This window comes from Aequorivita flava, from assembly GCF_038742595.1.
GTDB lineage: Bacteria > Bacteroidota > Bacteroidia > Flavobacteriales > Flavobacteriaceae > Aequorivita > Aequorivita marisscotiae.
Genome location: NZ_JBANCF010000006.1, coordinates 47,240 through 73,826 on the forward strand (window position 1 = coordinate 47,240; position 26,587 = coordinate 73,826).

Annotated in this window: 25 protein-coding genes; 12 read left to right on the plus strand and 13 right to left on the minus strand. The window is 37.9% G+C overall.

Annotated features, from left to right (window positions below):
• Positions 1 to 61: 61 nt before the first annotated feature.
• From pncA to VZD24_RS09020, 4 genes are read right to left on the minus strand one after another with little or no spacing between them, the layout of a single operon-like run.
• The gene (pncA, locus tag VZD24_RS09005) at positions 62 to 667 is read right to left on the minus strand and encodes a bifunctional nicotinamidase/pyrazinamidase (protein ID WP_342687492.1); all 606 of its coding nucleotides are present in this window, start codon (positions 665 to 667) and stop codon (positions 62 to 64) included.
• Between the two features lie 3 nt (positions 668 to 670).
• Positions 671 to 2,071, minus strand: a complete 1,401-nt coding sequence (locus tag VZD24_RS09010) for a nicotinate phosphoribosyltransferase (protein ID WP_342687491.1) — start codon at positions 2,069 to 2,071, stop codon at positions 671 to 673.
• A gap of 10 nt (positions 2,072 to 2,081) precedes the next feature.
• On the minus strand, positions 2,082 to 3,107 hold the full coding sequence (locus VZD24_RS09015) for a threonine aldolase family protein (protein WP_342687490.1): 1,026 nt from the start codon (positions 3,105 to 3,107) through the stop codon (positions 2,082 to 2,084).
• A 9-nt stretch (positions 3,108 to 3,116) separates the two neighbouring features.
• The gene (locus VZD24_RS09020) at positions 3,117 to 3,743 is read right to left on the minus strand and encodes a hypothetical protein (protein ID WP_279448241.1); all 627 of its coding nucleotides are present in this window, start codon (positions 3,741 to 3,743) and stop codon (positions 3,117 to 3,119) included.
• Between the two features lie 187 nt (positions 3,744 to 3,930).
• Here VZD24_RS09020 and prfB point away from each other — a divergent pair.
• Positions 3,931 to 5,038 (plus strand): peptide chain release factor 2 gene (prfB, locus tag VZD24_RS09025; RefSeq protein WP_342687489.1). Its coding sequence is split into 2 segments (ribosomal slippage): positions 3,931 to 3,993 and positions 3,995 to 5,038, totalling 1,107 coding nucleotides; the frame shifts between segments, so codons are not numbered across the junction.
• Positions 5,039 to 5,251: 213 nt separating this feature from the next.
• On the opposite strand, the gene VZD24_RS09030 is transcribed toward prfB, so the two are convergent.
• From VZD24_RS09030 to VZD24_RS09050, 5 genes are all read right to left on the minus strand, one after another.
• Positions 5,252 to 5,422 carry a DUF1328 domain-containing protein gene (locus VZD24_RS09030; protein WP_279448243.1) on the minus strand — a complete coding sequence of 57 codons (171 nt, stop codon included), beginning with the start codon at positions 5,420 to 5,422 and terminating at the stop codon, positions 5,252 to 5,254.
• Between the two features lie 98 nt (positions 5,423 to 5,520).
• Positions 5,521 to 7,233 (minus strand): hypothetical protein, encoded by a 1,713-nt coding sequence (locus VZD24_RS09035; RefSeq protein WP_342688789.1) that lies wholly within the window; start codon positions 7,231 to 7,233, stop codon positions 5,521 to 5,523.
• A gap of 26 nt (positions 7,234 to 7,259) precedes the next feature.
• Entirely contained in the window at positions 7,260 to 8,465 is a 1,206-nt protein-coding gene (locus VZD24_RS09040; protein WP_342687487.1) for a DUF4249 domain-containing protein, read from the minus strand.
• A gap of 5 nt (positions 8,466 to 8,470) precedes the next feature.
• Complete coding sequence (locus VZD24_RS09045) at positions 8,471 to 11,230, minus strand: carboxypeptidase-like regulatory domain-containing protein (protein ID WP_342688790.1); 2,760 nt, start codon at positions 11,228 to 11,230, stop codon at positions 8,471 to 8,473.
• 27 nt (positions 11,231 to 11,257) lie between these two features.
• A complete protein-coding gene (locus tag VZD24_RS09050; protein ID WP_342687485.1) occupies positions 11,258 to 11,980 on the minus strand; it encodes a hypothetical protein in 723 nt (240 codons plus the stop codon).
• 222 nt (positions 11,981 to 12,202) lie between these two features.
• Between VZD24_RS09050 and VZD24_RS09055 the strand changes: the two genes are divergently transcribed.
• From VZD24_RS09055 to VZD24_RS09075, 5 genes are all read left to right on the plus strand, one after another.
• Positions 12,203 to 12,739 (plus strand): DUF4142 domain-containing protein, encoded by a 537-nt coding sequence (locus tag VZD24_RS09055; protein WP_279448248.1) that lies wholly within the window; start codon positions 12,203 to 12,205, stop codon positions 12,737 to 12,739.
• The gene (locus tag VZD24_RS09060) at positions 12,739 to 13,101 is read left to right on the plus strand and encodes a plastocyanin/azurin family copper-binding protein (RefSeq protein ID WP_342687484.1); all 363 of its coding nucleotides are present in this window, start codon (positions 12,739 to 12,741) and stop codon (positions 13,099 to 13,101) included. The genes VZD24_RS09055 and VZD24_RS09060 overlap by 1 nt, the downstream gene beginning before the upstream one ends.
• A gap of 142 nt (positions 13,102 to 13,243) precedes the next feature.
• On the plus strand, positions 13,244 to 13,723 hold the full coding sequence (locus VZD24_RS09065) for a hypothetical protein (RefSeq protein WP_279448250.1): 480 nt from the start codon (positions 13,244 to 13,246) through the stop codon (positions 13,721 to 13,723).
• Between the two features lie 69 nt (positions 13,724 to 13,792).
• Positions 13,793 to 14,134 carry an arsenate reductase (glutaredoxin) gene (arsC, locus tag VZD24_RS09070; RefSeq protein WP_279448251.1) on the plus strand — a complete coding sequence of 114 codons (342 nt, stop codon included), beginning with the start codon at positions 13,793 to 13,795 and terminating at the stop codon, positions 14,132 to 14,134.
• Positions 14,135 to 14,218: 84 nt separating this feature from the next.
• Entirely contained in the window at positions 14,219 to 16,711 is a 2,493-nt protein-coding gene (locus tag VZD24_RS09075; RefSeq protein ID WP_342687482.1) for a TonB-dependent receptor, read from the plus strand.
• A 75-nt stretch (positions 16,712 to 16,786) separates the two neighbouring features.
• On the opposite strand, the gene VZD24_RS09080 is transcribed toward VZD24_RS09075, so the two are convergent.
• A complete protein-coding gene (locus VZD24_RS09080; protein ID WP_279448253.1) occupies positions 16,787 to 16,957 on the minus strand; it encodes a hypothetical protein in 171 nt (56 codons plus the stop codon).
• Between the two features lie 226 nt (positions 16,958 to 17,183).
• On the opposite strand from VZD24_RS09080, the gene fumC reads away from it, so the two are divergent.
• A complete protein-coding gene (gene fumC / locus VZD24_RS09085) occupies positions 17,184 to 18,569 on the plus strand; it encodes a class II fumarate hydratase (RefSeq protein WP_342687481.1) in 1,386 nt (461 codons plus the stop codon).
• A 153-nt stretch (positions 18,570 to 18,722) separates the two neighbouring features.
• On the opposite strand, the gene VZD24_RS09090 is transcribed toward fumC, so the two are convergent.
• From VZD24_RS09090 to VZD24_RS09100, 3 genes are all read right to left on the minus strand, one after another.
• A complete protein-coding gene (locus VZD24_RS09090; RefSeq protein WP_342687480.1) occupies positions 18,723 to 21,914 on the minus strand; it encodes a cytochrome c biogenesis protein CcsA in 3,192 nt (1,063 codons plus the stop codon).
• 65 nt (positions 21,915 to 21,979) lie between these two features.
• Positions 21,980 to 22,384: a group III truncated hemoglobin gene (locus tag VZD24_RS09095; protein WP_279448256.1), complete on the minus strand. Its 405-nt coding sequence runs from the start codon at positions 22,382 to 22,384 to the stop codon at positions 21,980 to 21,982.
• 2 nt (positions 22,385 to 22,386) lie between these two features.
• Positions 22,387 to 22,674, minus strand: a complete 288-nt coding sequence (locus VZD24_RS09100) for a hypothetical protein (protein WP_279448257.1) — start codon at positions 22,672 to 22,674, stop codon at positions 22,387 to 22,389.
• 81 nt (positions 22,675 to 22,755) lie between these two features.
• On the opposite strand from VZD24_RS09100, the gene VZD24_RS09105 reads away from it, so the two are divergent.
• The 5 genes from VZD24_RS09105 (at position 22,756) to VZD24_RS09125 (ending at position 26,520) form a co-directional block, all read left to right on the plus strand.
• Positions 22,756 to 23,343, plus strand: coding sequence for a Crp/Fnr family transcriptional regulator (locus VZD24_RS09105; protein WP_342687479.1), 588 nt, complete (start codon positions 22,756 to 22,758; stop codon positions 23,341 to 23,343).
• 107 nt (positions 23,344 to 23,450) lie between these two features.
• Complete coding sequence (locus tag VZD24_RS09110; protein ID WP_342687478.1) at positions 23,451 to 24,200, plus strand: Rossmann-like and DUF2520 domain-containing protein; 750 nt, start codon at positions 23,451 to 23,453, stop codon at positions 24,198 to 24,200.
• Between the two features lie 109 nt (positions 24,201 to 24,309).
• Positions 24,310 to 24,837: a KdsC family phosphatase gene (locus VZD24_RS09115; RefSeq protein ID WP_342687477.1), complete on the plus strand. Its 528-nt coding sequence runs from the start codon at positions 24,310 to 24,312 to the stop codon at positions 24,835 to 24,837.
• Positions 24,838 to 24,879: 42 nt separating this feature from the next.
• On the plus strand, positions 24,880 to 25,794 hold the full coding sequence (locus tag VZD24_RS09120) for a geranylgeranylglycerol-phosphate geranylgeranyltransferase (protein WP_342687476.1): 915 nt from the start codon (positions 24,880 to 24,882) through the stop codon (positions 25,792 to 25,794).
• A gap of 54 nt (positions 25,795 to 25,848) precedes the next feature.
• Positions 25,849 to 26,520 carry a VOC family protein gene (locus VZD24_RS09125; RefSeq protein ID WP_342687475.1) on the plus strand — a complete coding sequence of 224 codons (672 nt, stop codon included), beginning with the start codon at positions 25,849 to 25,851 and terminating at the stop codon, positions 26,518 to 26,520.
• Positions 26,521 to 26,587: the final 67 nt, after the last annotated feature.

Below are 26,587 nucleotides of genomic sequence, written 5' to 3' on the forward strand. Positions count from 1 at the left end.
TTTTGAAATAAAAAGCACACCACCCCATCCTTTCGTAAAAACAATTGGGAAATATTTTGAATTAGATTTCGCTGGAATTAATAATCTGAATTCCATGATAAACCATTTCCTCCTTTATTTTTTTGAAACCTTCAACATCTAATGGTTTTGAGGCATCTTCAATAAAAAAGCAGGCGAAGCCTTCTTTAAAAGCATCGAAAATAGAATAGTAAACACAAATATCTGCAGCTAGGCCACAGAAAAAGAGCTGCGAGGCACCCTTTTCCTTTAAATAGCCAGCAAGCCCGGTAGATTTTAAATGTCCGTTGTCGTAAAAAGCACTGTAGCTATCTATACCCGGATCGGTGCCTTTACGAAAAATAGCCTCCCACTTAGCTGTGTTTAAGTTAGGGTGAAAACGTGCCCCGTTAGTATTTTGAACACAGTGGTCTGGCCAAAGGGTCTGTGTTTGTTCGTTAATTTTAATGGTTTCAAAAACCGATTTTTCTGGATGGTTTGAAGCAAAGCTAATATGGTTTTGCGGGTGCCAATCTTGTGAAGCTACTACCAAATCAAATTTAGGTTGTACGGTATTAATTACCGAAACTATTTGGTCTGCTTCAGGCACCACAAGGGAGCCACCAGGTATAAAATCGTTTTGTACATCAACAATTATAAGTGTTTTCATTATTTAAAATTTATGTTCCTTAACCAATCGGTCACGTTCACTTTTAAGGTTGGCACTTAACCCAATTTTATAAATATGTGGATTTTGAAACCGCTTGTATTCGTCGGGTAAAAGTGCCAAACGCGCCTCGGTGTATTTTGCAATTTCGGCAACCGTTTTCTCTTCAATAGTTCGTTTACCGTTTTGCATAACTTTCTGCAATAATGCTTCCTGTTTAAAATTTTGCAGATTTAAACTTTTGTTTGAATCGAAGGGGTGGAGCATCTGAGATATATTTTCTTCTGAGGCAAGGCCTACAACGTCGGCCCCATAAAACATGCCGCTGTCATCGAGCATACGGAAAACTTGTTTTTTTGAAGGAAGCGAAACTTTAATAATATTTTCCGAAAGTTTTATACGTGCATCGTTATTGTATTCCGATAGTTTATAAACGCCATCTAAGGCGGCATCGGGTTTACCGGTAACAAGATTGGTACCCACGCCATAAATATCTATGGGCGCTTTTTGCTCGTTTAAACTTTTAATTACATATTCATCCAACTGGTTTGAAGCCACTATTTTTACATATTCCAGACCGGATTTGTCCAAAATCTTCCGCGTTTGTTTAGCGAGATATGCCAAATCGCCACTGTCTAAGCGAACTCCCAGTAGCCTATCGCCTCTCGCCTCCATTTCCTTTGCTACGGTTATTGCATTGGGCAAGCCACTTTTTAGTGTGTTATAGGTATCTACCAGCAGCACACAATTTTTGGGACGGATTTTTGCAAAATCGCGAAACGCTTGCAATTCGTCTTTATAGCTCTGTATAAACGAATGTGCCATAGTACCCGAAGCATTCAGTTTAAAATCTTCGGCAGCTATTACGTTGCTGGTACTATTAACTCCGCCAATAGCTGCGGCTCGGGCTGCTAAATACCCTCCTGTGGCATGCGCACGACGCAGTCCCATGTCTATTAAAATTTTATTGCCCGCGCTATGGCGAATACGGCTCGCCTTGGTAGCAATTAATGTTTGGAAGTTGAGAATATTCAGTAAAACGGTTTCAATTATTTGAACTTCCATAATATTGCCTTCCACTTGCAAAATGGGCCTGTTTGGAAAAACAACATCGCCTTCAGCAACCGAAGTAATTGTTCCACGAAAACGGAAGTTGCGTAAATATTCTAAAAATTCTGCTTCAAAATTGTGCTTTTCTAAATAGGTAATATCGTCTGTTGTAAAGTGTAGGTTTTCTAAAATTTCGAGTATATTTTCCAAACCAGCAAACACGGTATAGCCTCCACCATACGGATTGTGTCTAAAATAATAATCGAAAACCGCTATGCTTTTAGGTTTGGTTTTAAAATAAACCTGTGCCATTGTTAGTTGATACAAGTCGGTATAAGAAGCAGAAATATCGAGCATAACGGAGATTCTATTTTGAATAATTTTTCAGCACGTTTAGAAAGGTTTCGTGCATCGGGTTGGTGTAATCTAAATGAGTTACAATTCGGAGTTTGCCCTGGCCCATCGAACTAATTTTAATGTTTTTCTGCAGAAGATCGGTCATAAATTTTTCTTCGGAAACACTTTCTGATAAATAAAAGATTACAATATTGGTTTCGGTAGGTTCTACCCTATTTATATACGATTGTTGCGAAAGTATGTCGGCAATTTCGGTTGCTTTTTTGTGGTCTTCGGCCAAACGTTCCAGGTGATAATCTAAAGCATACACCCCTGCAGCAGCCATAAAACCAATCTGCCTCATGCCACCACCTAAAACCTTACGCACGCGCATGGCTTTTTTCATTATATCTTTTTTTCCCAATAACACACTGCCCATGGGTGTACCCAGACCTTTGCTTAGGCATACTGAAATAGTATCGAAAATATTTCCGTAGGCTTTAGGATCTTCCTTTTTTGCTACCAAAGCGTTCCAAATTCGGGCACCATCTAAATGTAGCCCGAGATCATGGGTATCGCATACCTTTCGTATTTTTTCAATTTCAGAAAAATCGTAGCACGCGCCTCCACCTTTATTGGTTGTGTTTTCTAAGCACACCAAACTGGTAAGTGGACTGTGGTAAAAGTCTGGCGGATTAATATTTTCTTCAATTTGCGATGCTGTAATCATACCTCGGTCGCCATCAATAAGTTTGCACGAAACGCCACTGTTGAACGAAACGCCACCGCCTTCGTAATTATAAACGTGTGCCCATTTATCGGCAATTAACTGTTCGCCCGGCTGGGTGTGCATTTTTATAGCTGCTTGGTTTGCCATGCTTCCGGTTGGAAAAAACAGGGCCTCGTCCATACCAAACATGGTTGCCAATTTCTGTTCCAATTTATTTGCGGTTGGATCTTCTTTATATACATCGTCCCCAACTTCGGCCTGTACAATGGCCTTCATCATTCCCTCGGTGGGCTTTGTAACGGTGTCGCTTCTTAAATCTATAATCATAATTAATGGCTATCTTTCTCTAAAAAATTTGCCGTTGTCTTCAAAACTTTTTATCAATTCGGAAAGCAATGCATCAAGTTTTATCAACTTCAAGCTATTGTTGTGTTCGGCGTTTACGTTTTTATATTTCGATTCGTTGGTTAAGTCGTATTCCCTAAATTTCTTTTCGAACGGCTCGCCGTCCAAAACAAATTTATAGGCTTTATGGCAGGACTGTACAGACATATTTCCGGTAGCATTTTCATCTACCTGTTCGCCTTTGTACGGCAATACTTCGCCCGTCATTAAGGCTTCCTTATCTTCTATGGCCTTTATAAAAACCTTACTTCGGCTTATAGGAATGGGCCTAAAGCTTCCACAGTTATCAAATTTTTGAATCTTTAAAACCGAATCGCTTTCTTTCCAAAAAACGTAAACCGCATAATAGGTTGAGGAAGAGGTGCAGAGATTTCCGTCCGGCATATTAAAAATCATAACTTTTCCGAGGCAATAATCCTTTCGGTAAAAGTATTCTTGATTTTGCTGCAATTCCAATTCAGCAAATTTCTGCGCCACCAGCGAATCTACGTAGGCTTCGTCGTTTTGGCTAAAACCAATAGCTGATACTAATGTGAATAAAAACAGTAATTTTTTCATGGCAATTGAATTTAAATGGTTAATTTTTTTCCAAATACAAATTTTAAGAAAGTATAAAATTAGCCGAAAAAATCTTTCTTCTCGCTAAGTTAGTGGTATTTTTGCGGCAATTGTAATTTGAAAAACTACTTCAGATTAATTAAATTGAAATTTAAATTAAAAATCACCCCTATTTACGGGCGTTATTATGACCACAACAGACCAAATAAAAGACCTTAAGGTGCGGTTAGATGCCTTGAGGCGCCATCTTTGACATTGCTGGCAAAAATATAGAAATTACCAACGACGAAGAAAAAACCTTCGACCCCAATTTTTGGAACAATCCACAGGAAGCCGAAGCTTTTATGAAGGTTTTGCGCACCAAAAAGAAATGGGTAACAGACTACGAAAGCGCAAAAACACTTACCGAAGAGGCCGAAATTTTATTGGAATTCCACAAGGAAGGAGAAGGTACTCCCGAACAAGTAAACACAGCTTTTGAAAAGGCAGAAAGCGCCGTTGAAGCACTGGAATTTCGAAATATGTTGGGCGAGGAAGGCGACGATATGAGCGCCGTACTTCAAATTACAGCTGGTGCAGGCGGAACTGAAAGTTGCGATTGGGCCAATATGCTTATGCGTATGTATTTAATGTGGGCTCAAAAAAATGGGTATAAAGTAAAAGAACTTAACTTTCAAGCAGGTGATGTTGCCGGAGTAAAAACCGTAACCTTAGAAATTGATGGCGAATTCGCCTTTGGCTGGTTAAAAAGTGAAAACGGCGTTCACCGCTTGGTGCGTATTTCGCCTTTTGATAGCAATGCGAAGCGCCATACCAGTTTTGCGAGTGTTTATGTATATCCGTTGGTTGATGATACCATTGAAATAGCCATCAATCCCGCAGATATTTCTTGGGATTTTGCACGAAGTGGCGGCGCTGGCGGTCAAAATGTAAACAAGGTAGAAACAAAAGCGATCCTTACGCACCACCCTAGCGGTATTGTAATTCACAATAGTGAAACCCGAAGCCAATTAGAGAATCGCGAAAAGGCAATGCAAATGCTTAAATCGCAGTTGTACGAAATAGAACTCAGAAAACAAATGGCCCAGCGTGCCCAAATTGAGGACAGTAAAATGGCTATTGAATGGGGCTCGCAAATTCGAAATTACGTTTTACACCCTTATAAATTGGTGAAAGATGTTCGCACCGGACATGAATCTGGGAATACCGATGCAATTTTAGACGGGGAAATAGATGGTTTTTTAAAGGCTTTTTTAATGATGACTGGACAGAAAGTGAAGACAGATGAGTTATGAGACCCAGAGACTATAAACAAAGGGAACAAAATTTAAAAAAATCTAAGTTCCCTTTGAAAATCATATTCCTTCTGCTGGCATTATCCGTTTCGAAGTTTTACGGGTATATTCTCAGCTGTTTTTAAAACTTAAGCACCCCGATACGATAGTTGTATAAAAGTACTAAAATATTAAATATAGATTGCAGGCTTTGTAAAACTTTAACAACACAATTTATCCGCGTTTTCTGCCTACATATTCGGTCGCCCAGAGTGTTATTAAAAGTATGAGAAACATTCCCGAAATGTATTTGGCCGGTTGCAAGCCACCTTCACCAATACCAATAAAACCAATTACCGCGAAAACAATTGCAAGAATAATATATATTGCTTTCCAGTGGAGCATAGGGCGGTAAATTTTATGTTTACAGTTGTTAAAAAATGAAAGATAATTCATTTAATCGAAATAAATTAACAATACTGCAAAAAAATTAACATTTTATGTTAATTTTCCGTAACACTGAAGTGATGTTTATCAGAAATATACACGCCTTGCTCGGTAAAACCTTCAATTAAAATTTCAAATACACCTGATACATCCGAGGTGTAAAAAGCGGTAGTAAAATCTTTGCTAGAAATATTAATTTCGGGTTGCCACAGTAATTGCACTCTATAATCCGGAATCCGCGATAGTTGCGTGCCTGCACCATAATCTGGGCGATAGTAACGTTTTTGGCTTACAACTGGCGGCAGGTTTATTTCGGTAATATATTCGTGGGTAGTAGCTGCTGGGCTATAGTCGCCGCTTTTTGATTCAATTGCAATAATTCCACTATAAATTTTGGCTCCATAACGATACGGTTCCGTTACCACGCGTACACTTTCAATATTACGAGCGTTGTAATTTAATAATTCGGCATTATCCTGAATCAACACACCGTCGAGAAGAACCAACGGATCTATTCTATTAAATTTTGCAAGTCTATTTGGGTCGTAAGCATTGTTTACAACAAATTTTGCATCATCACCAGAGCCCCGAATAGCCGCAAGTGTAATTACTTCAACAAATGTTTCCCGCACTGTGGAAAACCGGGTGTAATCGTCTAACAAAAACACGGTTCCTAAATTATCGTAAAATGCCGGCTTGGCTTTATGAGACAGAATGCTATCTTTTTTTGTGTTGTAATAGGCATTTTCCACTTGCAATTGTACGCTGCGTTCCTCTAGCCACGGCTCCAATTGTGGTTCTAATTTTAAAGTGTGTGGTGGTTTTCCGGTTATTTTAAAATCTTTAGAATCCAGGACCATTTTGTACGTGTTTCGCATTGCCTCATCGCCATACAATTGAAGTATACTCGTTTCGGCATTGTAAGGTTCATCTATAGCAAAGTAAAAACGACCTTGTGCATTGGTTGTAGCGATTTTAAAAATATAATCTTTCCCCGGAATTGTTAATGCCACTTCTTTATTGGCGGCGGGTGTATTGTTTAATTTTGAAACAACTACGCCCGAAATTAATTCGCCGCGAAGTTCTGGAATGTAAAATACTTCGGAAGCCGTAACTTTTGACGCTTTTGCAACATCACCAGAGATTTTTACGGGGTTTATTTTTCTTACGGAAAGCACATAATTTCCATCGTTGGTACGTTCGGAGTTTTCAATGGTTAAAGACACTTTTTCCCGAAGTCCGAAAGTTTTTTTATTCAATTTTATTGTAAGTGAATTTAAATCTTGTCTTGTTTTCAAATTTTGTAAATCCTCTTCAGTGGAAGAAGTCATTACCACGGTTTCTTTACTGGAGGGCATTAATTCGCTTTTTACGAAGGTATTTACAATGTATAAATCAACTTGAGCAAAAGCATCGCTTGAACTGTTTTTTGAAAAATTTGTGTAGCCAATTAATTTGTAAATGCCTGTTTTTAAATTTGAAGGTATAAAGAAATCGCCGTGAGCCGTTCCGTGATTTACTTGCAATTTATGATTGAATACTATTGAGTCGGTTGCGTTTCGTAGCGATACGTACAATATCTTACTGAGATTGCTCATTTTATTGGACGCTGTTAAATTATAAGCTTTATACTGAAGCAATTCGCCCGCAAGCAACACTTTTGAATTTACCGAAAGTTTTACGTTTTCTTTCGGAAAAACACCGGTATCGAGCAATATTTCCTCCTTCGGAATTTGGGCCATCGCGGCCAATCCCACTAAAAGAAACATTGTAATAAAGAGTTTTTTAACCATAATTAATCTACCCAAAAATCGGGTCTTACATTTGTTGAAAAATAGGTGCATACGCTACATTCCGGTTGTACAATTCTATAAATTAGGCGCGAGTTTTGTGACAACACCTGATAGTCGGAATACATTATTAATTGATATAATGCTGCGCGTTCATCGGGATCGTCGTCCATTATAGTAGCATCGTTATAATCTAAAGTCAGCACTTCGCAATCCACAAAATATGGTGGTTTTTGCAGTCCAACATCTTCATAATTAAAATAAATTCGTTTTGAAGTCATAGACGAAACTTCAAAGAAACCCAAAACCTTTTCGTTGGGGTTGGCTTCGGAAACCATATTACCGGCTACATATCCAGGCTGACTTTGCGAAAGCAAACTTTCAACGCTGCCAAGTTCCTGTACAATTTTATAAAAGGTGAAGGCTTCAACACTTTGAACAAATTGCTTCACCAAAATACTGTAGCGCGTTTGTATTTTGGCGTCGGTTTTGGCCAAATACTTCACCGGAAACCGAAACACCCTATTTTCGTTGAGCTCTGTTGTAGAAGTCTGAACAATACCCGTAGAATAGACCGTAGAATAACATATTTCTTCGGGTTGTCTTGGAGTAAGCTCTAATTGATAGGTTCCGTTTGAGGAGTTGTAATTTACAATTTCTACAAAGTAAGGCGACGGATAGGGCGCAACAATTTTATAGGTTTCTTCGTATTCGTAGCGAAAGTATTTTGCATTGTCGGTGGGATCTTCTGTATTTACCAATACTTGCACGCCATCTTTATTGGCTGTAGGGTCTGTAATGCGTTCGGGATAAACTTGATCCATTTCTACCTTTGGGGGTAGGCTAACCTGTGAGGACGTATAGCGTTTTCCTTCCGCTGAAATTATATTTAAGGTGTAGTTAACGTTCGGCTCAGCTTTAAATGGAACGTCGGAAACATAAGCCGCCATTTCATTATTCCAAGAAAAATTAAAATTGTTCCCAACACTGGAATTAACAACTACCGCTGCATTTGTTTCATATATAATAGCTGGATTTTCTAAGGTTGAAGTTTTGCTCAATCTTACAATTTGCGGTTTTATTTCGTCGGTAATGGTACTTTCAACCACCAAAACGCTCTCAAAATCTACGGTTTCAATTTCGTAGGGTTCGGTACAGGCATACTGCAGCAAAATTGCGAAAAGAGCGGTAAATAATATGTTGGTTTTCATCTTTTCTAAAACTTAAAATTATACGTTATGGTAGGAACCGGAATTGAAAAAATAGAAGTTTTGTACGCTTTTATCTCTCCAGCATCGTTCACAAAAAATACCGAATACGGATTGTTTCTTCCCAAAACATTATAAACCGAAATGTTTATAAAACTATGCGCCAGTTTGTTTAATTTGTGATTGCCTTCTATGTTTACGCCAAGGTCCAATCTGTAATAATCTGGAATTCTGAATTGATTGCGGTCGCTGTAAAGCACCTGTTCCTCACCCGCAAAAACATAGCGTCCGATGGGATAAGTAATGGGGCGCCCCGTTTGATAGGTGAAATTTCCGGAGAAGCTAAACCGCTTCGTTAACTTGTAATTTGCAACTACTGAAAAATCGTGTGGCTTATCGTAATTTGCAGGAAAAAATTCGCCGTTGTTTACGCGTTCCTGCATAATTTGGCTATCCAATTTTACTTGCGAACTGGAATAACTGTACCCAAAATAGCCATTGAATTTACCTGAATTTTTCTTCACTAAAAATTCTATTCCGTATGCTTTTCCTTCGCCTTGCAAAAGCTCTGTTTCAAGATTATCGTTTAAAATTAATTGGGCGCCAATTTTATAATCCAATAAATCGGTCATTGTTTTGTAATAGCCCTCCAAACTGAATTCAACATCGGATGCAGGAAGATTTTTAAAGAAACCCAAGCTGTATTGGTTGGCGCGTTGCGGTGCAATATTTAAATCGGATAGTTTCCAAATATCTGTGGGCGATTGGGTAGTATTTGTGGATAGAAGATGTAAATACTGAATTGTTCTGTTAAAACCTGCCTTTACCGAGAAGTCGCTGCCCAACAAATAGCGTGCGGCAATTCTATATTCGGGTCCGCCGTAGGTTTCAATTATTTCGTTTTTATCGTAATGTTTAACCTCTACAATAGAATTTTCACTTTTTGGAACATCTGCTTCGTACACATTTTGCGTGGCTTCGCCTAATGCTGCATAAAACGAATAGCGCAGCCCAACATCTAACAGAAGCCTTTTGTTTACTTCAAATAAATCTGCAATGTACACGGCCGATTCCAAACCTTTTTCGCGATCCAAGGTTTTTGAGAGCACATCGGAATTTGCCCCGACGGGCTCAATATTGCCCGGGTCTATTGCGTACAATTTGCTGCTTAACCCGTAACTTAACTTGTGTTTTTTACTTAACTTATAAGATAAATTAAGCTTAGCTTGATACTCGTTAAGGGCGTATCCAAAATCGAAATCTTCGTTGGCATCTGCTTCGTAATTAATTCCGTATTTATACTGGCTATTTACCAAAATAACCTCTGCCCTACTTTTATCGTTGAAATTGCGACCGTATTTTAACGAAATTAAACGGTTGTTATAATCAAAAATTGAATCTGAAGTTATGCTGAAACGGTCTTTGCTATAATAAAATGTACCTTGAATGGAATTGTTATTGTCTATATTGTGTTTGTATTTTACAATGCCATCGTAAAATGAAGCTTCACTGTTTTTAAGCTCTTCTTCGTCTAAACTTCGTAAAATCCAATCGGAATAGGTGGCTCGGAAACCCGCTATTAGCGAGGCTTTTCCTTTCACAACCGGAACTTCTACGGCAAGATTGGCGGTAATTGGGCCTACAGAACCTTCGCCCTTAAATTTTTCCATACTGCCAGATTTGGTTTCAATATCAAAAACTGAAGATAGTCTTCCTCCAAATTCGGCGGGGATACTGGCTTTGTAAATTTCTAAACTTCCGGTGGTAAACGGATTTACCGCTGAAAAGAAACCCAAAAAATGCGATGGATTGTAAAGCACCGCATCGTCTAACAGAATTAAATTTTGATCTGCGCGACCTCCGCGAACATTAAACCCACTGGAACCTTCACCCGCAGTTTTTATTCCCGGCATAGTAGTAGCAACTTTTAAAACATCGCGTTCGCCCAACACCAATGGTATGGTTTTTATAGCTTCAATATTTATATTTGTTACGCCAACGACCGCATCGCGTACATTGGCGTCTTTGTTCGATTTAACAATCACTTCATCGAGCGACTCGGTATTTTCGCGCAATTGAATATTTAAACTGCCGTCGCCGTACATAATTACGTCTTGACGAATACGTTCAAATCCCAACAGGTTTGTTTCCAGTTTGTTTAAGCCATAGGGCAACCGAATACTAAAACGTCCATCTGCATCGGTTACATCATATTTACTTCTATCTGTAGTAGAAATAGAAAGGTTTTGTAGGGGTTCGCCAGTTTTTGCATTTTTAAATGATCCCGAAAGTATATAGGTTTTATTTGAAGCGTTGGGCGTTTGTTTGCCAATGGTTACCAGTTTTCTAGTTTCAACAGATTGAGAGGCGTATTCTTCCTGAAATATCGGGGCGTTGTCGATTGTTTCGGGCTGCTTCTCTTCGGGTTTTGCATCGTTAAAATAATTGGTTGGCAGTTCGGTATATACATAGGTATTGTTCAATAAAATTACCTTGCCTTCGTGTAAAACATAATTGATGTTTGTATTGCTGAAAAGCCCATCCAACACAGTTCGCAGCGTTTCATTTTTAAAGCTTTTCGTTACGGAATAACCCTGCAACCAAGAATCTTCAAAATAAAATGTTTTATCTGAAAGTGTTTCAACTTTTAAAACGGCTTCCTTTAAGGGGGTATTGTTAAAACTTACGGTTATATTTTGCGTGTTTTGCGCAACAGTTACAGCGCAAACAATTGAAAATAATACAAGTACAAAAAATCTTTTTTGCATGGGTAATTTCGACTTCAAAATTATAATTTAATTTATTTCCGTTTTAGTGCCATCGAGATATTTCACCAGATTTACCATAAAATCGTTGGGATTAGATTTGTAGTGCTTTTTATAGCTTTTATAATACATTTTTATGGCATCCTCTTTCTGCGGAAGTAATTTGCGCAAATCTTTTGGTGCATTAATAATGCTGTATTTTCCTTCGGTTTTAAGGACGTAATAATCGGCTTCGGAAAACCGATACTGAATCCCGTTATTTAAGGCTTTGTCTTTTTTCTTTTTGGTGTGTTTTATATAAAGTTCCAGTTCATTTCCCAACACGGCTACTTCAAAATACCCATTGCCGGATACATTTAAATTGGTATTGGTGAGCCGCACAAAGTTGCGATTGTAAATTGAAAAAGATGTAACAAATTCGGGAATTAGCTTCACATTAAAAACACTTAGGTTATCGTTAGATCGCGTTAGCAGATTGTCTTCCAATAGATCGTATTTCAAAAAAACAGCCACGTAAAATTGTCCATTGTAGGTAAGGCTGCCCTTGGTATAATCAAACCCATTAAAATACCGATACGTTCCATTGGTGTTTAAAAAAAGGTCTGTAAATTCTGTACCGTTATACAAACCGGTATTGCCCAGACCTACGAGCGCATCATAACTTTTGTACACGCTGTGGTCTAAATTATTTTGCGCAGTGGAGAAAAATGAAAGTAAAAGGAGAAAGGCAAAAAGGTAGCTAGTTATTTTCAAAATTATTTCTGTGTAAAAATTTATTTAAAAGTAATTAAAAAATCACGTTTCATTGGTTGTTTCTAAAATAAAATTTTAAAACTGAAGCTATAATTAAGGTTTAGGAAGCACCGCAGTTAACGCCTAGTAAATGCAAAAAATTATTAAAGTGAGATTTTTTGTAACCGTTTAAAATTGGTGTCATCCAATAAACAAATGATAAACCATTAAAACAGATGTATTATGAAAACAATTTTAAAAAGTAAAGTATGGGCATCAATAGTTATGCTCTTGATTGCTGCCATAGGGTTTGCACAGCAAGCGCCGCAGCTCAATGACGCCGAAATAGCCCACGTAGCTGTTGTTGCCAACCAAATAGATATAGATTATGCCAAAATTGCCATGGACCGATCTAAAAATCCCGAGGTACGCGAATTTGCCCAAACAATGATTGCAGACCATAACGCAATTATTGAACAGGCCGTAGCCTTGGTCACCAAACTTGGCGTTGAGCCACAAGATAATGCCGTGAGCCAATCGCTATTAAAGCAAGCCGAGGCAACCACTAAAATGTTAAAAGCCGCTAAAGGAGCTGCGTTCGACAAGGCGTATGTAGATAACGAGGTAGCATACCACCAAGCGGTAATAGACGCCGTGAAAGGGGTGTTAATTCCGCAGTCGCAAAATGCCGAATTAAAAGCGTTGCTAAAAGTTGCATTGCCAATTTTAGAAACCCATTTGGGGCACGCAAAAATGGCTCAAAGTAAAATTTCGAAATAATGAGTTTATTTTACAAATCGGCTACACTATTTTCTTGCTTCCTCGTAGTATTACTTGGTGTATTTTTGGTTTCAACAGGGTTTAAACCTGAAACCCCAAATACCGAAGCACCGGTTACCCATGTGGTTACAATCCATCAAATGAAGTTTGACCCAGAAAACCTCGTGGTAAAAAAAGGAGATATTGTACAGTGGGTAAACAAAGATATCGTGCCCCATGACGTTACAGAAATAAATAAAAAATGGACATCGAAAATTCTTGAAAAAGATGCCAAATATAAAAAAGTAATAACAGAAAATTTAAATTACTTCTGTAGTTTACACGTTATAATGAAAGGTTCGGTTACCGTAAAAAACCATTGATTCCCCATTTTTTTTAGTTGTTGTAAAAATCCACCGTTATTATGATACTTCATTTTAACAGTGGATTTTTTAATATCTATAATTGAAAATTGGCAGACCGTAGCGTTTTAAATTCTGAAAAACACTTGTACCTTTACCGAAGATGAAAGCAGCCTCCTTAAAAGAAATTAAAACCGAACTAAACCATCGTTCCACCCAAGAATTGCTGGAGCTTTGCCTGCGGTTATCAAAATTTAAAAAAGAAAATAAGGAACTTCTAACCTATTTATTGTTTGAATCTGCAAATGAAGAAGGCTTTGTTTTAAGTATCAAAGAAAAGGTAGATGCGGATTTTGAAAACATAAACACCAAAACCTATTTTTACATTAAAAAGAGTGTTCGAAAGATTTTGAGGGAGCTTAAAAAATTTATCCGCTATTCACAAAAAAAAGAAACCGAAGTTGAGCTTTTGCTCTATTTTTGTGAAAAATTAAAGGACTTTCAACCCTCGATAAAACGAAATACAACCCTTACCAATTTATACAATAGACAAATTGATTATATTTCAAAAAAAGTAGAAACCTTGCACGAAGATCTGCAATACGACTATAAGTTAGAGCTGGAAAAATTATCGCAAAAGTAATATTCCTGTAATTTTATCGCTATGCTCTAAAACACTTGTATTCATTACTTCAATTTAAATTTAAAAACTATGACCACCCTTTATCACAATCCACGTTGCAGTAAATCGCGCCAAGCCCTTCAACTTTTGGAAGCAGAAGGTGAAACTATAGAAATTATAAAATATCTTGAAACCCCACCATCGCACCAAGAATTAAAACAGGTAATTGAATTGTTGGGCATAAACCCTATGGCTTTAATTAGAACGAACGAAGCCGAATGGAAAGAAAATTACAAAGGCAAAAAATTAACAGACGAAGCACTTATTGAGGCCATGGTGAAACACCCAAAATTAATAGAGCGCCCTATTGCCATTAGAGGGACCGATGCCGTTATCGGCAGACCGCCCGAAAAAGTATTGGAAATTTTATAAATTGCCTTTCGATATTTAACAGAAATTTAGCAATTGCCAATTAAACCACCGCTATTTTCGCAGGTCAAAATTGCTAAAGACTACATGAAACGCTACCTTTCCCTATTATTTCTTTTAGCCACGACACTGCTCTTGGCTCAAAACACTACAAACAATCAAGTTACCGTTAAAGGCCTTATTTTAGAAGACGGTACTGACTATCCCTTAGAATACTCTACTGTTTCCTTTATCAATAAAGAAGGAAAAACCGTAACGGGAGGAATTACCACTGAGGAAGGAAAATACAGCATCGATGTACCAGAAGGAGTATATACAGTGCGCTATGAATTTATTTCATATAAAACGAAGGAGGTCCCAAATCAAAATCTTACAAAAAACACCACCTTGCCTACAATAAAGCTTGCTATGGACGCTGCAAGCCTGGACGAGGTTGTGGTACGTGCAGAAACTACAGAGGTACAGGTAAGACTCGATAAAAAAATATACAACATAGGGAAAGACCTAACCGCAGGTGGTGCCACCGTTAGCGATGCACTTAACAACGTACCATCGGTAACCGTAGATATAGACGGTGCAATTGCACTTCGCGGCAATGAAAACGTGCGTATTTTAATTAACGGAAAACCATCTGCAATCGCCGGTTTTGGTTCTACCGATGCCCTTCGCCAACTTCCTGCTGAAGCCATTGAGCGTGTAGAGGTTATTACCTCGCCATCTGCCCGATACGATGCCGAAGGAACCGCCGGAATTTTAAATATTATTCTTAAGAAGGAAAAAACCTTGGGCCTTAACGGTTCTATTAGTACGAGTATTGGGGTGCCGCTAAATAGCAACGCTTCTGGAAATATTAATATTCGCACAGATAAGTTTAATATTTTTAACACTACCGGGGTTTACTATCGCAGCGGACCGGGAAGAGCGTTTTTTAACAACAATTATTTTCCGCGTACATTTTTAGACGATAATGGCGACCCAGTAACGGTAGATCCGCAGTACGATCAGGTTATAGAGCGCAGAGATTATAACAGACAGGGCGACGGTTTTAATACTAACTTAGGAATTGAATATTTTTTAACCGATAAATCATCTATCACTGCGAGTGGCTTTTATCGCAAAGGTGGCGGTAGGGACGTAACTACAAACAATACTTCCAACTATAACGATAATACCATAGCGGAAAGCATTTTGCGGGTTGAAAATGAAGATGAAGACGATAGTAATTATCAATTTTCGCTAAATTATGTGAACAATTTTAATGACCACGGCCATAAACTCACGGCCGATTTACAATACGATCGTGGAAAAGACGACGAGCGTTCATTGATTTCTGAGGAAAGAATATTTCCAAATAATACAGCACTTTCTGCCGAAGAAATTATTGAAAAACAAAACCAAACCGAGTATTTAGCACAGGCAGATTATGTATTGCCTATTGGTGAAAACGCACAGTTTGAAGCTGGTTATCGCGGTAAATTTGAAGAATCTAAAACAGATTACACCCTTTTCGAAGAAACAGGAACAAGCGGGATTTTTGTAAGAAACGATAGCCTTTCAAACGTATTTAACTACAATGAAAACGTACACGCTTTGTATTCGCAATACGGCAATAAATTTGGAAAATTTTCCTTTTTACTCGGACTTCGACTTGAGAACACACAACTAAAAGGAAAGGTAGATGCCGAAAATGTTTCAGAAAATACCCCGCTAAATTTAAATTTTGACAAAAACTACACGGGTCTTTTTCCCACGGTAAATCTTACATTTGAAATAAAAGACAACGAAAACATTACTTTAGGTTACAACAGAAGAATTAACAGGCCACGCCACTGGTTTATTAACCCGTTTCCATCGCGTTCAAGTGAGGCAAACGTATTTCAAGGTAACCCAAATTTAGACCCGGCCTATGCCAGCGCTTTCGATTTAGGATACTTAAAACGTTGGAAAAAATTTACGCTAACCACTTCAATTTACTACCAGCACGAAACCGATGCCTTTGAAAGAGTGCAGGAAGAAACTGGCGAGGTAACAAGCAACGGAATACCAATTATTCGCACCCTGCCCATAAACCTTTCAACCAACAAACGGTACGGTTTTGAATTGGGATTGCTCTACAATCCTACAAAATGGCTTAATTTAAACGGAAGTTTCAACTACTTTCAGTTTGAAACCGAAGGTTTTTACAACGGTGTAGATTACGGTGCCGAAAACACAAGTTACTTCGGGCGTTTTAGCAGTAAAGTAAAACTTCCTTGGAAAGTTGAATGGCAAACCAGTGCCTTTTACAGAGGTCCGTCCAATAACTCACAAACCGAAAGCGACCCAATTTTGTCAGTAAATATGGCAATGAGTAAAGATATTATAAACGACAACGGAACTTTGGCTTTAAACGTAAGCGATTTGTTTAATACTAGAAAAAGAAACAGCCTTACTACTACCGATACGTTTACCAGTGAAAGCGAATTTCAGTGGAGACGTCGTCAGGTAACGCTCACATTTACGTACAGATTTAATCAGAAAAAACAACGTCAGCGTCCGGATAGAGAAGGAAATTTTGACGAAGGCGGATTTGAAGGTTAACTCAACGTGATTAATTGCAAATAAAAAAGGGAGCCAATTTTGGTTCCCTTTTTTAATATATATTTTCTAAAAATTTTACTCTATTTCCTTTTTACGTTTTGCATCACGCTTTAGTTTCCAAGTTTCATAAAGCTGTCCACCAATCCAATAAGGCAGAATACTCACCAAAAATATCATTAACCAAAACCCCATAGTAAGGATTGTAAGGAAAACAAGAAAACCTAAATATTGTTCGAATGTAAACATGTTGCAGCGTTTTTAATTGATGCCCCAAAGATAATAGGATTTTTTGAAAAACAACAATAAAACAATCCGATTTATTCACAACAAATAAACAGCCGCGCGGGTTGAACAACTTTTGGCTTTTCGTTACCTTTGCATTAAAGCTTCCAAAGCTAAGGCGAAGGGGTTTTTTTAAAAGTTTCTAAATGTGGGTTTAGAGCCATATCAATTCATAATTAATACTTTCACAATGCAATATAGAATAGAAAAAGACACTATGGGCGAGGTAAAAGTACCTGCCGACAAACTATGGGGGGCACAAACCGAACGCTCCTTTGAAAACTTTAAAATAGGTCCGAAAGCTTCCATGCCCTTGGAAATAATTTACGGCTTTGCGTATCTTAAAAAAGCTGCCGCTTACACCAACTGCGAATTAGGCGTACTTCCCGAAAACAAAAGAGATTTAATTGCAAAAGTTTGCGATGAGATTTTGGACGGAAAGCACGACGATCAATTTCCGTTGGTAATCTGGCAAACAGGTAGTGGTACCCAAAGCAATATGAATGTAAATGAAGTTATTGCAAACCGCGCGCACCAACTTGTTGGAAAAACTATAGGAGAAGGTGAAAAAACATTACAGCCCAATGACGATGTTAATAAATCGCAATCGTCTAACGATACCTTTCCAACAGGTATGCATATTGCGGCGTATAAAAAATTAATTGAAACTACGTTGCCGGGTGTTGCCCAACTTCAAAAAACACTTGCTAAAAAAGCCGAAGAATTTAAAGATATTGTAAAAATAGGCCGCACCCATTTTATGGATGCTACGCCCCTAACTCTTGGGCAGGAATTTGGAGGTTACGCGGCACAATTGGAGCATGGCCTTAAAGCATTAAAAAGTACCTTGCCTCATTTAGCCGAACTGGCTTTGGGTGGTACAGCCGTAGGAACGGGCCTAAACACCCCAAAAGGCTACGACGTAAAAGTAGCCGAATACATCGCAAAGTTTACCGATTTACCATTTGTTACCGCAAAAAATAAGTTTGAAGCACTTGCCGCACACGATGCTTTTGTAGAAAGCCACGGTGCCCTTAAACAATTGGCCGTTTCATTAAACAAGATAGCAAACGACGTGCGTATGCTTGCCAGCGGACCCCGCAGCGGTATTGGTGAAATAAATATTCCGGCAAACGAACCGGGTTCGTCTATTATGCCCGGAAAGGTAAACCCTACGCAATGTGAAGCTTTAACCATGGTTTGTGCACAAGTTATCGGGAACGATATGGCCGTAGCTGTTGGGGGTATGCAGGGGCAGTTTGAATTGAATGTTTTTAAACCCGTAATGGCAGCCAACTTCCTTCAGTCTGCACAATTATTGGGCGATGCTTGTGTATCATTTGATGTTCACTGTGCACAGGGAATTGAGCCAAATTACGAAGTAATTAAAAAGCAATTGAATAACAGCTTAATGTTAGTAACTGCCTTAAATCCAAAAATTGGATATTATAAAGCTGCTGAAATTGCAAATACAGCTCACAAAAACGGAACAACCTTAAAGGAAGAAGCAGTAAACCTTGGATATTTAACCGCCAAAGAATTTGACGAATGGGTAAAACCTGAGGCTATGGTATAATGAAACAGTAATTAGAAGTTTTATACGGTAAATTTTTAAAGCCCCGTACTACGAGTATTTATTCGTATTACGGGGCTTTTATTTTATAAGTATTTTAAATTCCGCTATGTTTTTACAACCAGATTGGTATTTTGAACACTTGGAATGGCAGGTTTATTTTTTAAGTGTTTTGGGCTTTTTTTTCTTTCCGTAATACTTCTTATATCTAAAATAAGACACAACACTTAAAATAACTCCGAATAAGGTAATCCACCAAACAAATGTTGGAGTGGCTGGCGCATCGCCACTTGCGTAACTATGCAAGCCGCTTAAATAAAAATTAACCCCAAAGTACGTCATCATAATTGAAGCATACGCAAACATTGCCAAAACATTAAAGGTCCATCTTCCGCGAAGCCCAGGCACCAATCTAGCGTGAATTACAAAAGCGTAGATCATTATGCTAATAAGAGCCCATGTTTCTTTTGGATCCCAACCCCAATAGCGCCCCCAACTCTCGTTAGCCCATTGGCCTCCTAAAAAGTTACCAATGGTAAGGAGAACCAAACCTACGGTTAGTGCCATTTCGGTTACTACGGTAAGTTCGCTTATGTTGATTTCCATATTTTTATAATTGCGCTTATTGGTAAAGATCATCAAAAAGAGAGATACAGCTGCCAAAATCATCCCTAAGGTGAAGGGGCCGTAGCTCATAACAATTACCGCCACATGTATCATTAACCAATAACTATCTAGTACCGGCTGTAATGTTGCGATGGATGGATCTAACCAGTTTTCATGTGCAACCCACAAAATAATTGCGCCTGCAAAAGCCGTGGCTGCAACGGTTAAATCGCTTCGTCGGCCAAAGGCCAAGCCAAAGAAAATGGTTGCCCACGCCACATAAATTACAGATTCGTACGCATCGCTCCAAGGGGCGTGCCCACTAACATACCAACGCAATGCCAGCCCAAGTGTCATTAGAGCAAAGAAAATCCACATTATAATTTTGGAACCACTTATTAGGGTTCGGAGAATTTTTCTATCCTTAAAGAGCTGCATAACGATGAAAACCATCATTAAAATTCCGAATACTGCAAAGTATTTATAAAGTCTATTAAAGATATCGGCTTGGTTGTAAATTGTTTCAGCGCGAAGTTTGTTTTCTGAAGGCATTACTTCGGCTCCGTATTTTTTCTGAAAATTGGTTATACTTTCCAGAAAGTCATCCGCCTGCTTATAATCGCCAGTTTGCCGCGCTTTTTTTAGACTGTCAAAATACAGCGGAAGTATATTTTTGGCATATAATGAGTCCATTCCCTGTAAGTTGGCTTCTCCCAATTCTGGATACGAAACCCATTTATTTCCAGGATCTTCGGGAATTGGAAATATTTTTAGAATACTTCCACTTAACGCTGCATTTAATAGCGAAAAATTTTCATGAGCTCTAATAAAGTCCTTTTGAAATTGATTGGGTGTATTGGTGCGGGTTGCTGCGGCCAAATAGGGTTCCAACTTGTAATTTCCCTTTTCATCAAAAAGATCCAACAACGCAATATCCTTTTGTCCTTCGGGTACACCTGCTACGTGGCGAATACTATCATTACCGCGTTTAAGAGCAATTAACGGCACTTCAACCCAAAGTCGCGGAAACTCCGTCATTGAAATAAAAGCTTGGTTTGCATCTAAGCCTTGGTAGGTATCGTGTCGGCTAATTTTTCTTAAAAGTTCGCTGGCAAAAGTATTTACGGGCTTCATTCGCCCGTTATCTTGAATAATTAAATGCCCGAATTTAGCCGCGTGTTCCTTGCTTACTGCATTGGCTACAATCAACGAGTCTATTTTCTGTTTTGGAACAACCGTATGCGCTGAAGGATCGTGCTGCTGTGCGAAACCTGAAAAAGAAAAAAGAAACACCAAAATGGTTATCATATTTTTCTTTTTACGTTTAATCCTGTTTAAAATTTCTTCTAATTTTCCAAAGCGACTATGTTTACTAAAAAGAATAGCCATCATACCAAGATACAATAAAAAGTACCCTATGTAAGTAATCCAAGTACCCCACCAGTCGTGATTTACCGAAAGAATTGTACCGCCTTCATCGGGGTCAAAACCAGACTGAAAAAACCTGTAACCTTGATGGTCCAGCACGTTGTTCATAAAAATTTCGGCATCGAAGTGGGATTTATCTTCATCAATCACGGTAACTTTACTTTTAAAGGAAGAATAACCCTTTTCGGTGCCAGGATATTTTTCGGCAATAAAATCGTTTAACGTAATACTAAAAGGAAGCTCAATACTTTCAGAGCCATAGCTGGTATAAACCTTTAAACCTCCAATTTCAGTTTCTACTGGGTTTGGAGCCGTTCCTTTTCCACCAAGCAGGGATACTGTTTTTGTTTCGCCACCCGCGCTAATTTCCACAACAAGTGCGTCTTGATGGCTCGGTTGGTCGGCAGCGGCTTTTACCACACCAAATTTACCTTTTGTAATTGGCTCTGGCGCAACAAATGAAATACCAGCCATTCTATACAACGAGCGCAGATTGAAAGGCTGCACGCTATCTGATAGAACTGCGCCCTCCAATTGGTCTGCCATCCTTAAAAAGTTTCCTTCAAAGGGACTGGAAATTGTGTAATCGCCATCGTTAGAATATGTAATGTTAATTGCACCTTCTGTTGGCTTATTAATCGCGAAAAGAATATTGTGAATATTTGATACTTCCCCCACTTTAACCCAATGATCGTGACGTTCACCTTCACCTGCTTCTACTATTTTAAGGTATTCTTCTCCGTTTTCATCAGGAGTTAATCCTTCGGTTGCGCCACTAATAAAATCTTTATATTCAATTGTAACGGGCTGGCCATTATAATCGGTTTCGACTGTAAAGTGATTGTTTAGTTTTTCAGAAAGTCGCAGTTTTTTAGGTTTCACCTTTCTTCGTTGTGCAACGCCATCGATCATATAATCGCCATCAATAAAAACATCAAGATAGGTTTGCTCTGAAAGAATTGAGTTTTCGGTTTGTCCTTCGCGAATGTGCATTACTCCTTCAAAACCAATATATCGGGTAACGAAGGCTCCAAATATTACTAAAATAAAAGCCAAATGCAGCATTAGGGATGCCCACATTTTGCGTTTGTGAAGGTTGTATCTAAAAATATTACCGATAAAATTAATTACAAAAAGCGCCATTATGGCTTCGAACCACCAAGCGTTGTAGATTAATTCTCTGGTGTAGGGCGTTGGCGGACTCTGGGAGTCTGCATCCATAAATGTTCCCGCCGCCATGGCAGCAGCATAAACAATGAATAAAACAGCGGTAAGTCTAGTAGAGAAAAGAACGGAAGCAATCTTTTTTTGCATTACAGGAAATTTTGGCGCAAAAATAAGGAATTAGACCCATTTGGACTACTGAAATGTGTTAACTATTACCCCTTTTTTACTTCTTGATTTCTGGCATTAAAAATATTTAAATGGATAAACGTACCCATGTTTCGTGCACGATTTATTGCAATCTGCGCCGTTTCACCTTCAAAAAGTTCATTTATGGTTTCTAACCAAAGGTTAATCCAGGTTCCAAAGTGAAGTTCGTTAATGGTTCCCCCCACTTTTTTGTCTACTTCAATATGCGCGTGAAGTGGATTTCCATAGTATTTACGGGCATAGAGCAAATTGGTTTCCCAGAAATCTGTAAGTAGTTCCAGATGCGTTTCCCAATCATCTATAATTCCATTGAAAATAGGCCCGAGAAGTGCGTCTTTCCTAACTTTTGAATAAAACGTATTTACTAGCAAAGACACATCTTCGCGGGATTCTATTTCTTTTTTGCTCATCTTTAGAGTAAGGTTATTAATATTAATAGCAAATTCGCCACTAAACTAACAATAAGTAGCCAGAAAGCAAATTTTCTATTTGTACCTGCCAACAAAGCCGCATTGTATCCCATACACAATGAAACGCAAATAGTTAATTCTATTCCTGATAGTAGCGATGTACCTTGGGCCAAAACGGTCATTGCCGCCACAGAACCAATACAACTGTTTAAAATAATACTTAAGGGAATATACATATAATAGTCATGCTCAAATTGTGCTTGCCAATGTTTTAAAGAAAGAGTTTTCATACTATAAATAGGGTTTTGATTTTTAAAGCGTAAATTTACAACGCGAAACAGGCCCTATTTTATGAGGCTAATCATAAAGCTATGATTCCAGAAAATTTACTTTTAGACTACAATGCAACCCTTGAAACTATTGATGCTTCAGAAGTAATTCTACACGAAAAAAAACGCGCCGACCACTATTTTCAGGTGAAATCGGGAGAGGTAAAAATGTACAACCTCAACGATCAGGGAAAGGAATTTGTGCAAGGCATTTTCTATAAAGGTGAAAGTTTTGGCGAACCACCTTTATTCGGCGATTTTAAATATCCGGCTTCAGCAGCGGCAGTTAAAAAAACCGAACTGTATAAGCTCAGCAAAACCAACCTTTTTGAACTCCTAACCCACAATCCAGAAATACATCTAAAATTTACCAAGGCCATGGCCAAACGGCTATTTTATAAAGCAACTATTTTAAAGGAAATCTCGGTACATACACCAGAACATCGCATTTTGGCGCTAATAGATTTATTAAAAAAGAAATACGGCGACGAGACACTCTTTCAAGTAGAATTAACGCGGCAGCAAATTGCAGATTTAACCGGGCTTCGCGTTGAGACGGTGATTCGCGCTATAAAACAACTGGAACAGGATGGCGAATTAAAACTTATTAAACACAAAGTTTTCCGTTAAAAATGTCCAAACAATATAGGAACAAAACATTAAAAAATAACTAATTTCAAATTAATTAGATTGTTATTTCGCTCTTATCTTTCTACTAAAAAATCTAACTTCGCACTATGATAAAAGTGGTTTTATTAGGCTTCGGAAACGTAAATAGCCATTTGCTTAAAGCTTTTAATAAAAGTGATGAAATATCTGTGGTTCAGATTTTTAATAGAAATTACATTAAAATGATTTCGCCATTTTCAGCTATCTCATTTACCGATTCAATTTCAGAAATTGCCAATGCCGATATTTATATCATCGGCATTCCGGACGATGCAATTTCTAACTTTTCTGCAAGCTTACACTTTAAAAACAAATTGGTTGTGCATACTTCCGGCGGCGCGGCTATGGATGTACTTTCGTCTAAAAATAGGCGCGGCATATTTTATCCGTTGCAAACATTTTCAAAACAACGCAGTGTAGATTTTACAAATATTCCTATTTGTATTGAGGCTGAAAACCCACAAGATTTAGATTTGTTGCAACAGTTGGGAAGTGTTATTTCAAAAAATGTGAAAATTATTTCTTCTGAAAAAAGAACAAAATTGCACCTTGCGGCAGTTTTTGTGAATAATTTTGTAAACTATTTATACCAAATTGGAAGTGAAATTGTAACAAAAGAAGATTTGCCATTTGAACTTTTAAAACCTCTTATTGCTGAAACCGCCCTTAAAATTGAAACCCTTTCTCCCAAAGAGGCCCAAACCGGACCCGCAAAAAGAAACGACAACAAAACAATTGAAAAACATTTACATTTACTGGAAGATAATGACTTTAAAGATTTTTATAAATTATTTACAAAAGCATTACGAGAGAGATAAAAAGTTGTCGCAAACTCACAAAAATCCTTTAAACTGTAATTGCTAAATAGCGCGAAATAAAATTGGAAGCATAATCCATTTTGTAAAATAATAGTCTAAAAACGCACCCATGAGCTACAAAGAATATTTAAATCACATTACAACCTTTATTTTTGATATAGACGGCGTATTAACCGATGGCACTATACAAGTAAACACCCAAGGCGAAATGTTCCGAACTATGAATATTAAAGATGGTTACGGTTTAAAAACCGCTGTGGAGCAAGGCTTTAACGTTTGTATAATTTCGGGTGGCACGAATGAGGGCGTTCGGATTAGACTTCAAAATCTAGGAATAAAAGATATTTTTTTAGGTGCGCATCAAAAAACCGAAATTTTAGAGACATACCTAAAAAACAATAATATAAAACGCGAAAACACTTTGTACATGGGCGACGATCTGCCAGATTTTGAAATTATGCAGGAAGTTGGTTTACCCACCTGTCCGCAAGATGCGGTACCTGAAATTAAAACCATTTCAAAATACGTTTCGCACAAAAAAGGTGGAAAAGGTTGCGTTCGCGACGTAATTGAACAAGTGCTGAAAGTACAAAACAAATGGCAGATAAGTAAAGGCGTTAGTGCCAAATACGATTAAGCCAATTCTAAAAAGAAGTGCTGCAAAATTGAAATTATCACCTTGAAATATTTAAACCTTATTCGCTATCAAAATCTGCTATTTATTGCATTAGTGCAGATTTTTATAAAATTTGGCCTTTTTATTCCTTTTGGCGCTACCACTGTTTTAGACAATCTGCATTTTGCCTTCCTAGTTTTTGCAACCCTTTGTATTGCCGCGGCAGGAAATATTATCAACGACCTATACGATGTGGAAATTGATAAAATCAACAAACCTAATAAGGTGCTGATTGGCGAAAAAGTTTCTGAAAAGAACGCCAATAGACTTTTTATAGTTTTAAATATACTTGGCGTGGCAATTGGTTTTTATCTCGCGAACAGTATTCTAAAGCCAAGTTTTGCAGCGCTTTTCGTCGCAATTTCTGCACTTCTTTATTTATATGCTTCCTATTTAAAAGGGATATTGCTCTTGGGAAATTTTACCATTTCAATCTTGGTGGCTATGAGCTTGATAATCGTTCCTATTTTCGATTTGCTTCCAGCAGTAACACAGCAAAACCAAACTACACAAGCTACTGTTTTTACAATTGTTTTGCACTATGCCCTGTTTGCATTTTTCAGTAATTTAATTCGCGAAATAGTAAAAGATCTACAAGATATTAACGGCGATAAAAAAGGCGGTAAAAACACATTAGCTATTGCTATTGGCAGAAAGCGAACAGTAACAATTGTTTTTGTTTTAGGGGTAATTTTGGTCTTTGGCGTGGTATTTTATATGTATGAAAACTTGTATAATTCGCAAGCCATTTTATTGTATTTTCTTTTTGCCATTGTGGGACCATTGCTTTATTTCTGCATTAAAGCGTGGGATGCCAAAACTACCAGTAACTATGCTTTTCTGTCGGCGCTTTTAAAAGTTATTATGTTTTTGGGAATATGTTCCATTCCGTTGTATCAATTTGTAATTTTGAAATAACAACACATCCAATAGTGCATTAACTTGGACACGTTGGAAAAAAAATACAGTACGATGAAATTTAAGGAAGTCACGCTTTACACATCTCAAATTGAGCTTCAAAACACGTTTTATACCGAAGTACTGGGATTAAAAAATATCACGGACACTAAAAATATAATTTCTTTTAAAGTGAGAAACACCCATATTAAATTCGTAAAATGCAACTCCTCGCACCCCTATCACTTCGCGTTTAATATTCCGTCAAACAAAACTAATGAAGCTTTAGAATGGTTAAAAAAGCGAGTGGAAATTCAAAAAGACGGCCAAGCCGAAATTGTTGATTTTCCCGCCTGGAACGCAAAATCTATCTACTTTTACGATGCCGATAAAAACATACTCGAATTTATTGCCCGAAAAAATTTAGTCAATAAAACGGTGCAACCGTTTAGCGCGGAGGCCTTGCTGGAAATTTCAGAAATAGGCATTGCAACTAACCAATTTAAAGAAAAATTTACTCATTTAACTTCAGAACTGGGGTTGCGAAAATTTGGCGGCGGTGAAGCCATTTTTAGCGCCATTGGATCTGAACGGGGCCTTTTTATTTTAATAGACAAATTGCAAAAAGATTGGTTTCCTACAAACGACAAGGCTTTTTCGGCAGATTTTCAAACAATTTTTGAAGTGGAGCAAAAAACCATACGTTTAACATTTAAAAACGACACAATTACTTACGAATATTTATAGCCTTAGCTTGCAAAAACAACTGCCACAACTTTCAGAATTCGCATCTTTGCAGAAGTGTGCTATTTAA

What these genes read in the sequence shown, in the direction of transcription:
- pncA (WP_342687492.1), bottom strand. Translation starts at nt 667, where the DNA reads ATGAAAACACTTATAATTGTTGATGTACAAAACGATTTTATACCTGGT.
- VZD24_RS09095 (WP_279448256.1), bottom strand. Translation starts at nt 22,384, where the DNA reads ATGAGCAAAAAAGAAATAGAATCCCGCGAAGATGTGTCTTTGCTAGTA.
- VZD24_RS09015 (WP_342687490.1), bottom strand. Translation starts at nt 3,107, where the DNA reads ATGATTATAGATTTAAGAAGCGACACCGTTACAAAGCCCACCGAGGGA.
- VZD24_RS09075 (WP_342687482.1), top strand. Translation starts at nt 14,219, where the DNA reads ATGAAACGCTACCTTTCCCTATTATTTCTTTTAGCCACGACACTGCTC.
- VZD24_RS09060 (WP_342687484.1), top strand. Translation starts at nt 12,739, where the DNA reads ATGAGTTTATTTTACAAATCGGCTACACTATTTTCTTGCTTCCTCGTA.
- VZD24_RS09080 (WP_279448253.1), bottom strand. Translation starts at nt 16,957, where the DNA reads ATGTTTACATTCGAACAATATTTAGGTTTTCTTGTTTTCCTTACAATC.
- VZD24_RS09040 (WP_342687487.1), bottom strand. Translation starts at nt 8,465, where the DNA reads ATGAAAACCAACATATTATTTACCGCTCTTTTCGCAATTTTGCTGCAG.
- VZD24_RS09010 (WP_342687491.1), bottom strand. Translation starts at nt 2,071, where the DNA reads ATGCTCGATATTTCTGCTTCTTATACCGACTTGTATCAACTAACAATG.
- VZD24_RS09100 (WP_279448257.1), bottom strand. Translation starts at nt 22,674, where the DNA reads ATGAAAACTCTTTCTTTAAAACATTGGCAAGCACAATTTGAGCATGAC.
- VZD24_RS09030 (WP_279448243.1), bottom strand. Translation starts at nt 5,422, where the DNA reads ATGCTCCACTGGAAAGCAATATATATTATTCTTGCAATTGTTTTCGCG.
- fumC (WP_342687481.1), top strand. Translation starts at nt 17,184, where the DNA reads ATGCAATATAGAATAGAAAAAGACACTATGGGCGAGGTAAAAGTACCT.
- VZD24_RS09020 (WP_279448241.1), bottom strand. Translation starts at nt 3,743, where the DNA reads ATGAAAAAATTACTGTTTTTATTCACATTAGTATCAGCTATTGGTTTT.
- VZD24_RS09055 (WP_279448248.1), top strand. Translation starts at nt 12,203, where the DNA reads ATGAAAACAATTTTAAAAAGTAAAGTATGGGCATCAATAGTTATGCTC.
- VZD24_RS09110 (WP_342687478.1), top strand. Translation starts at nt 23,451, where the DNA reads ATGATAAAAGTGGTTTTATTAGGCTTCGGAAACGTAAATAGCCATTTG.
- VZD24_RS09125 (WP_342687475.1), top strand. Translation starts at nt 25,849, where the DNA reads ATGAAATTTAAGGAAGTCACGCTTTACACATCTCAAATTGAGCTTCAA.
- VZD24_RS09035 (WP_342688789.1), bottom strand. Translation starts at nt 7,233, where the DNA reads ATGTTTCTTTTAGTGGGATTGGCCGCGATGGCCCAAATTCCGAAGGAG.
- arsC (WP_279448251.1), top strand. Translation starts at nt 13,793, where the DNA reads ATGACCACCCTTTATCACAATCCACGTTGCAGTAAATCGCGCCAAGCC.
- VZD24_RS09065 (WP_279448250.1), top strand. Translation starts at nt 13,244, where the DNA reads ATGAAAGCAGCCTCCTTAAAAGAAATTAAAACCGAACTAAACCATCGT.
- VZD24_RS09045 (WP_342688790.1), bottom strand. Translation starts at nt 11,230, where the DNA reads ATGCAAAAAAGATTTTTTGTACTTGTATTATTTTCAATTGTTTGCGCT.
- VZD24_RS09105 (WP_342687479.1), top strand. Translation starts at nt 22,756, where the DNA reads ATGATTCCAGAAAATTTACTTTTAGACTACAATGCAACCCTTGAAACT.
- VZD24_RS09090 (WP_342687480.1), bottom strand. Translation starts at nt 21,914, where the DNA reads ATGCAAAAAAAGATTGCTTCCGTTCTTTTCTCTACTAGACTTACCGCT.
- VZD24_RS09115 (WP_342687477.1), top strand. Translation starts at nt 24,310, where the DNA reads ATGAGCTACAAAGAATATTTAAATCACATTACAACCTTTATTTTTGAT.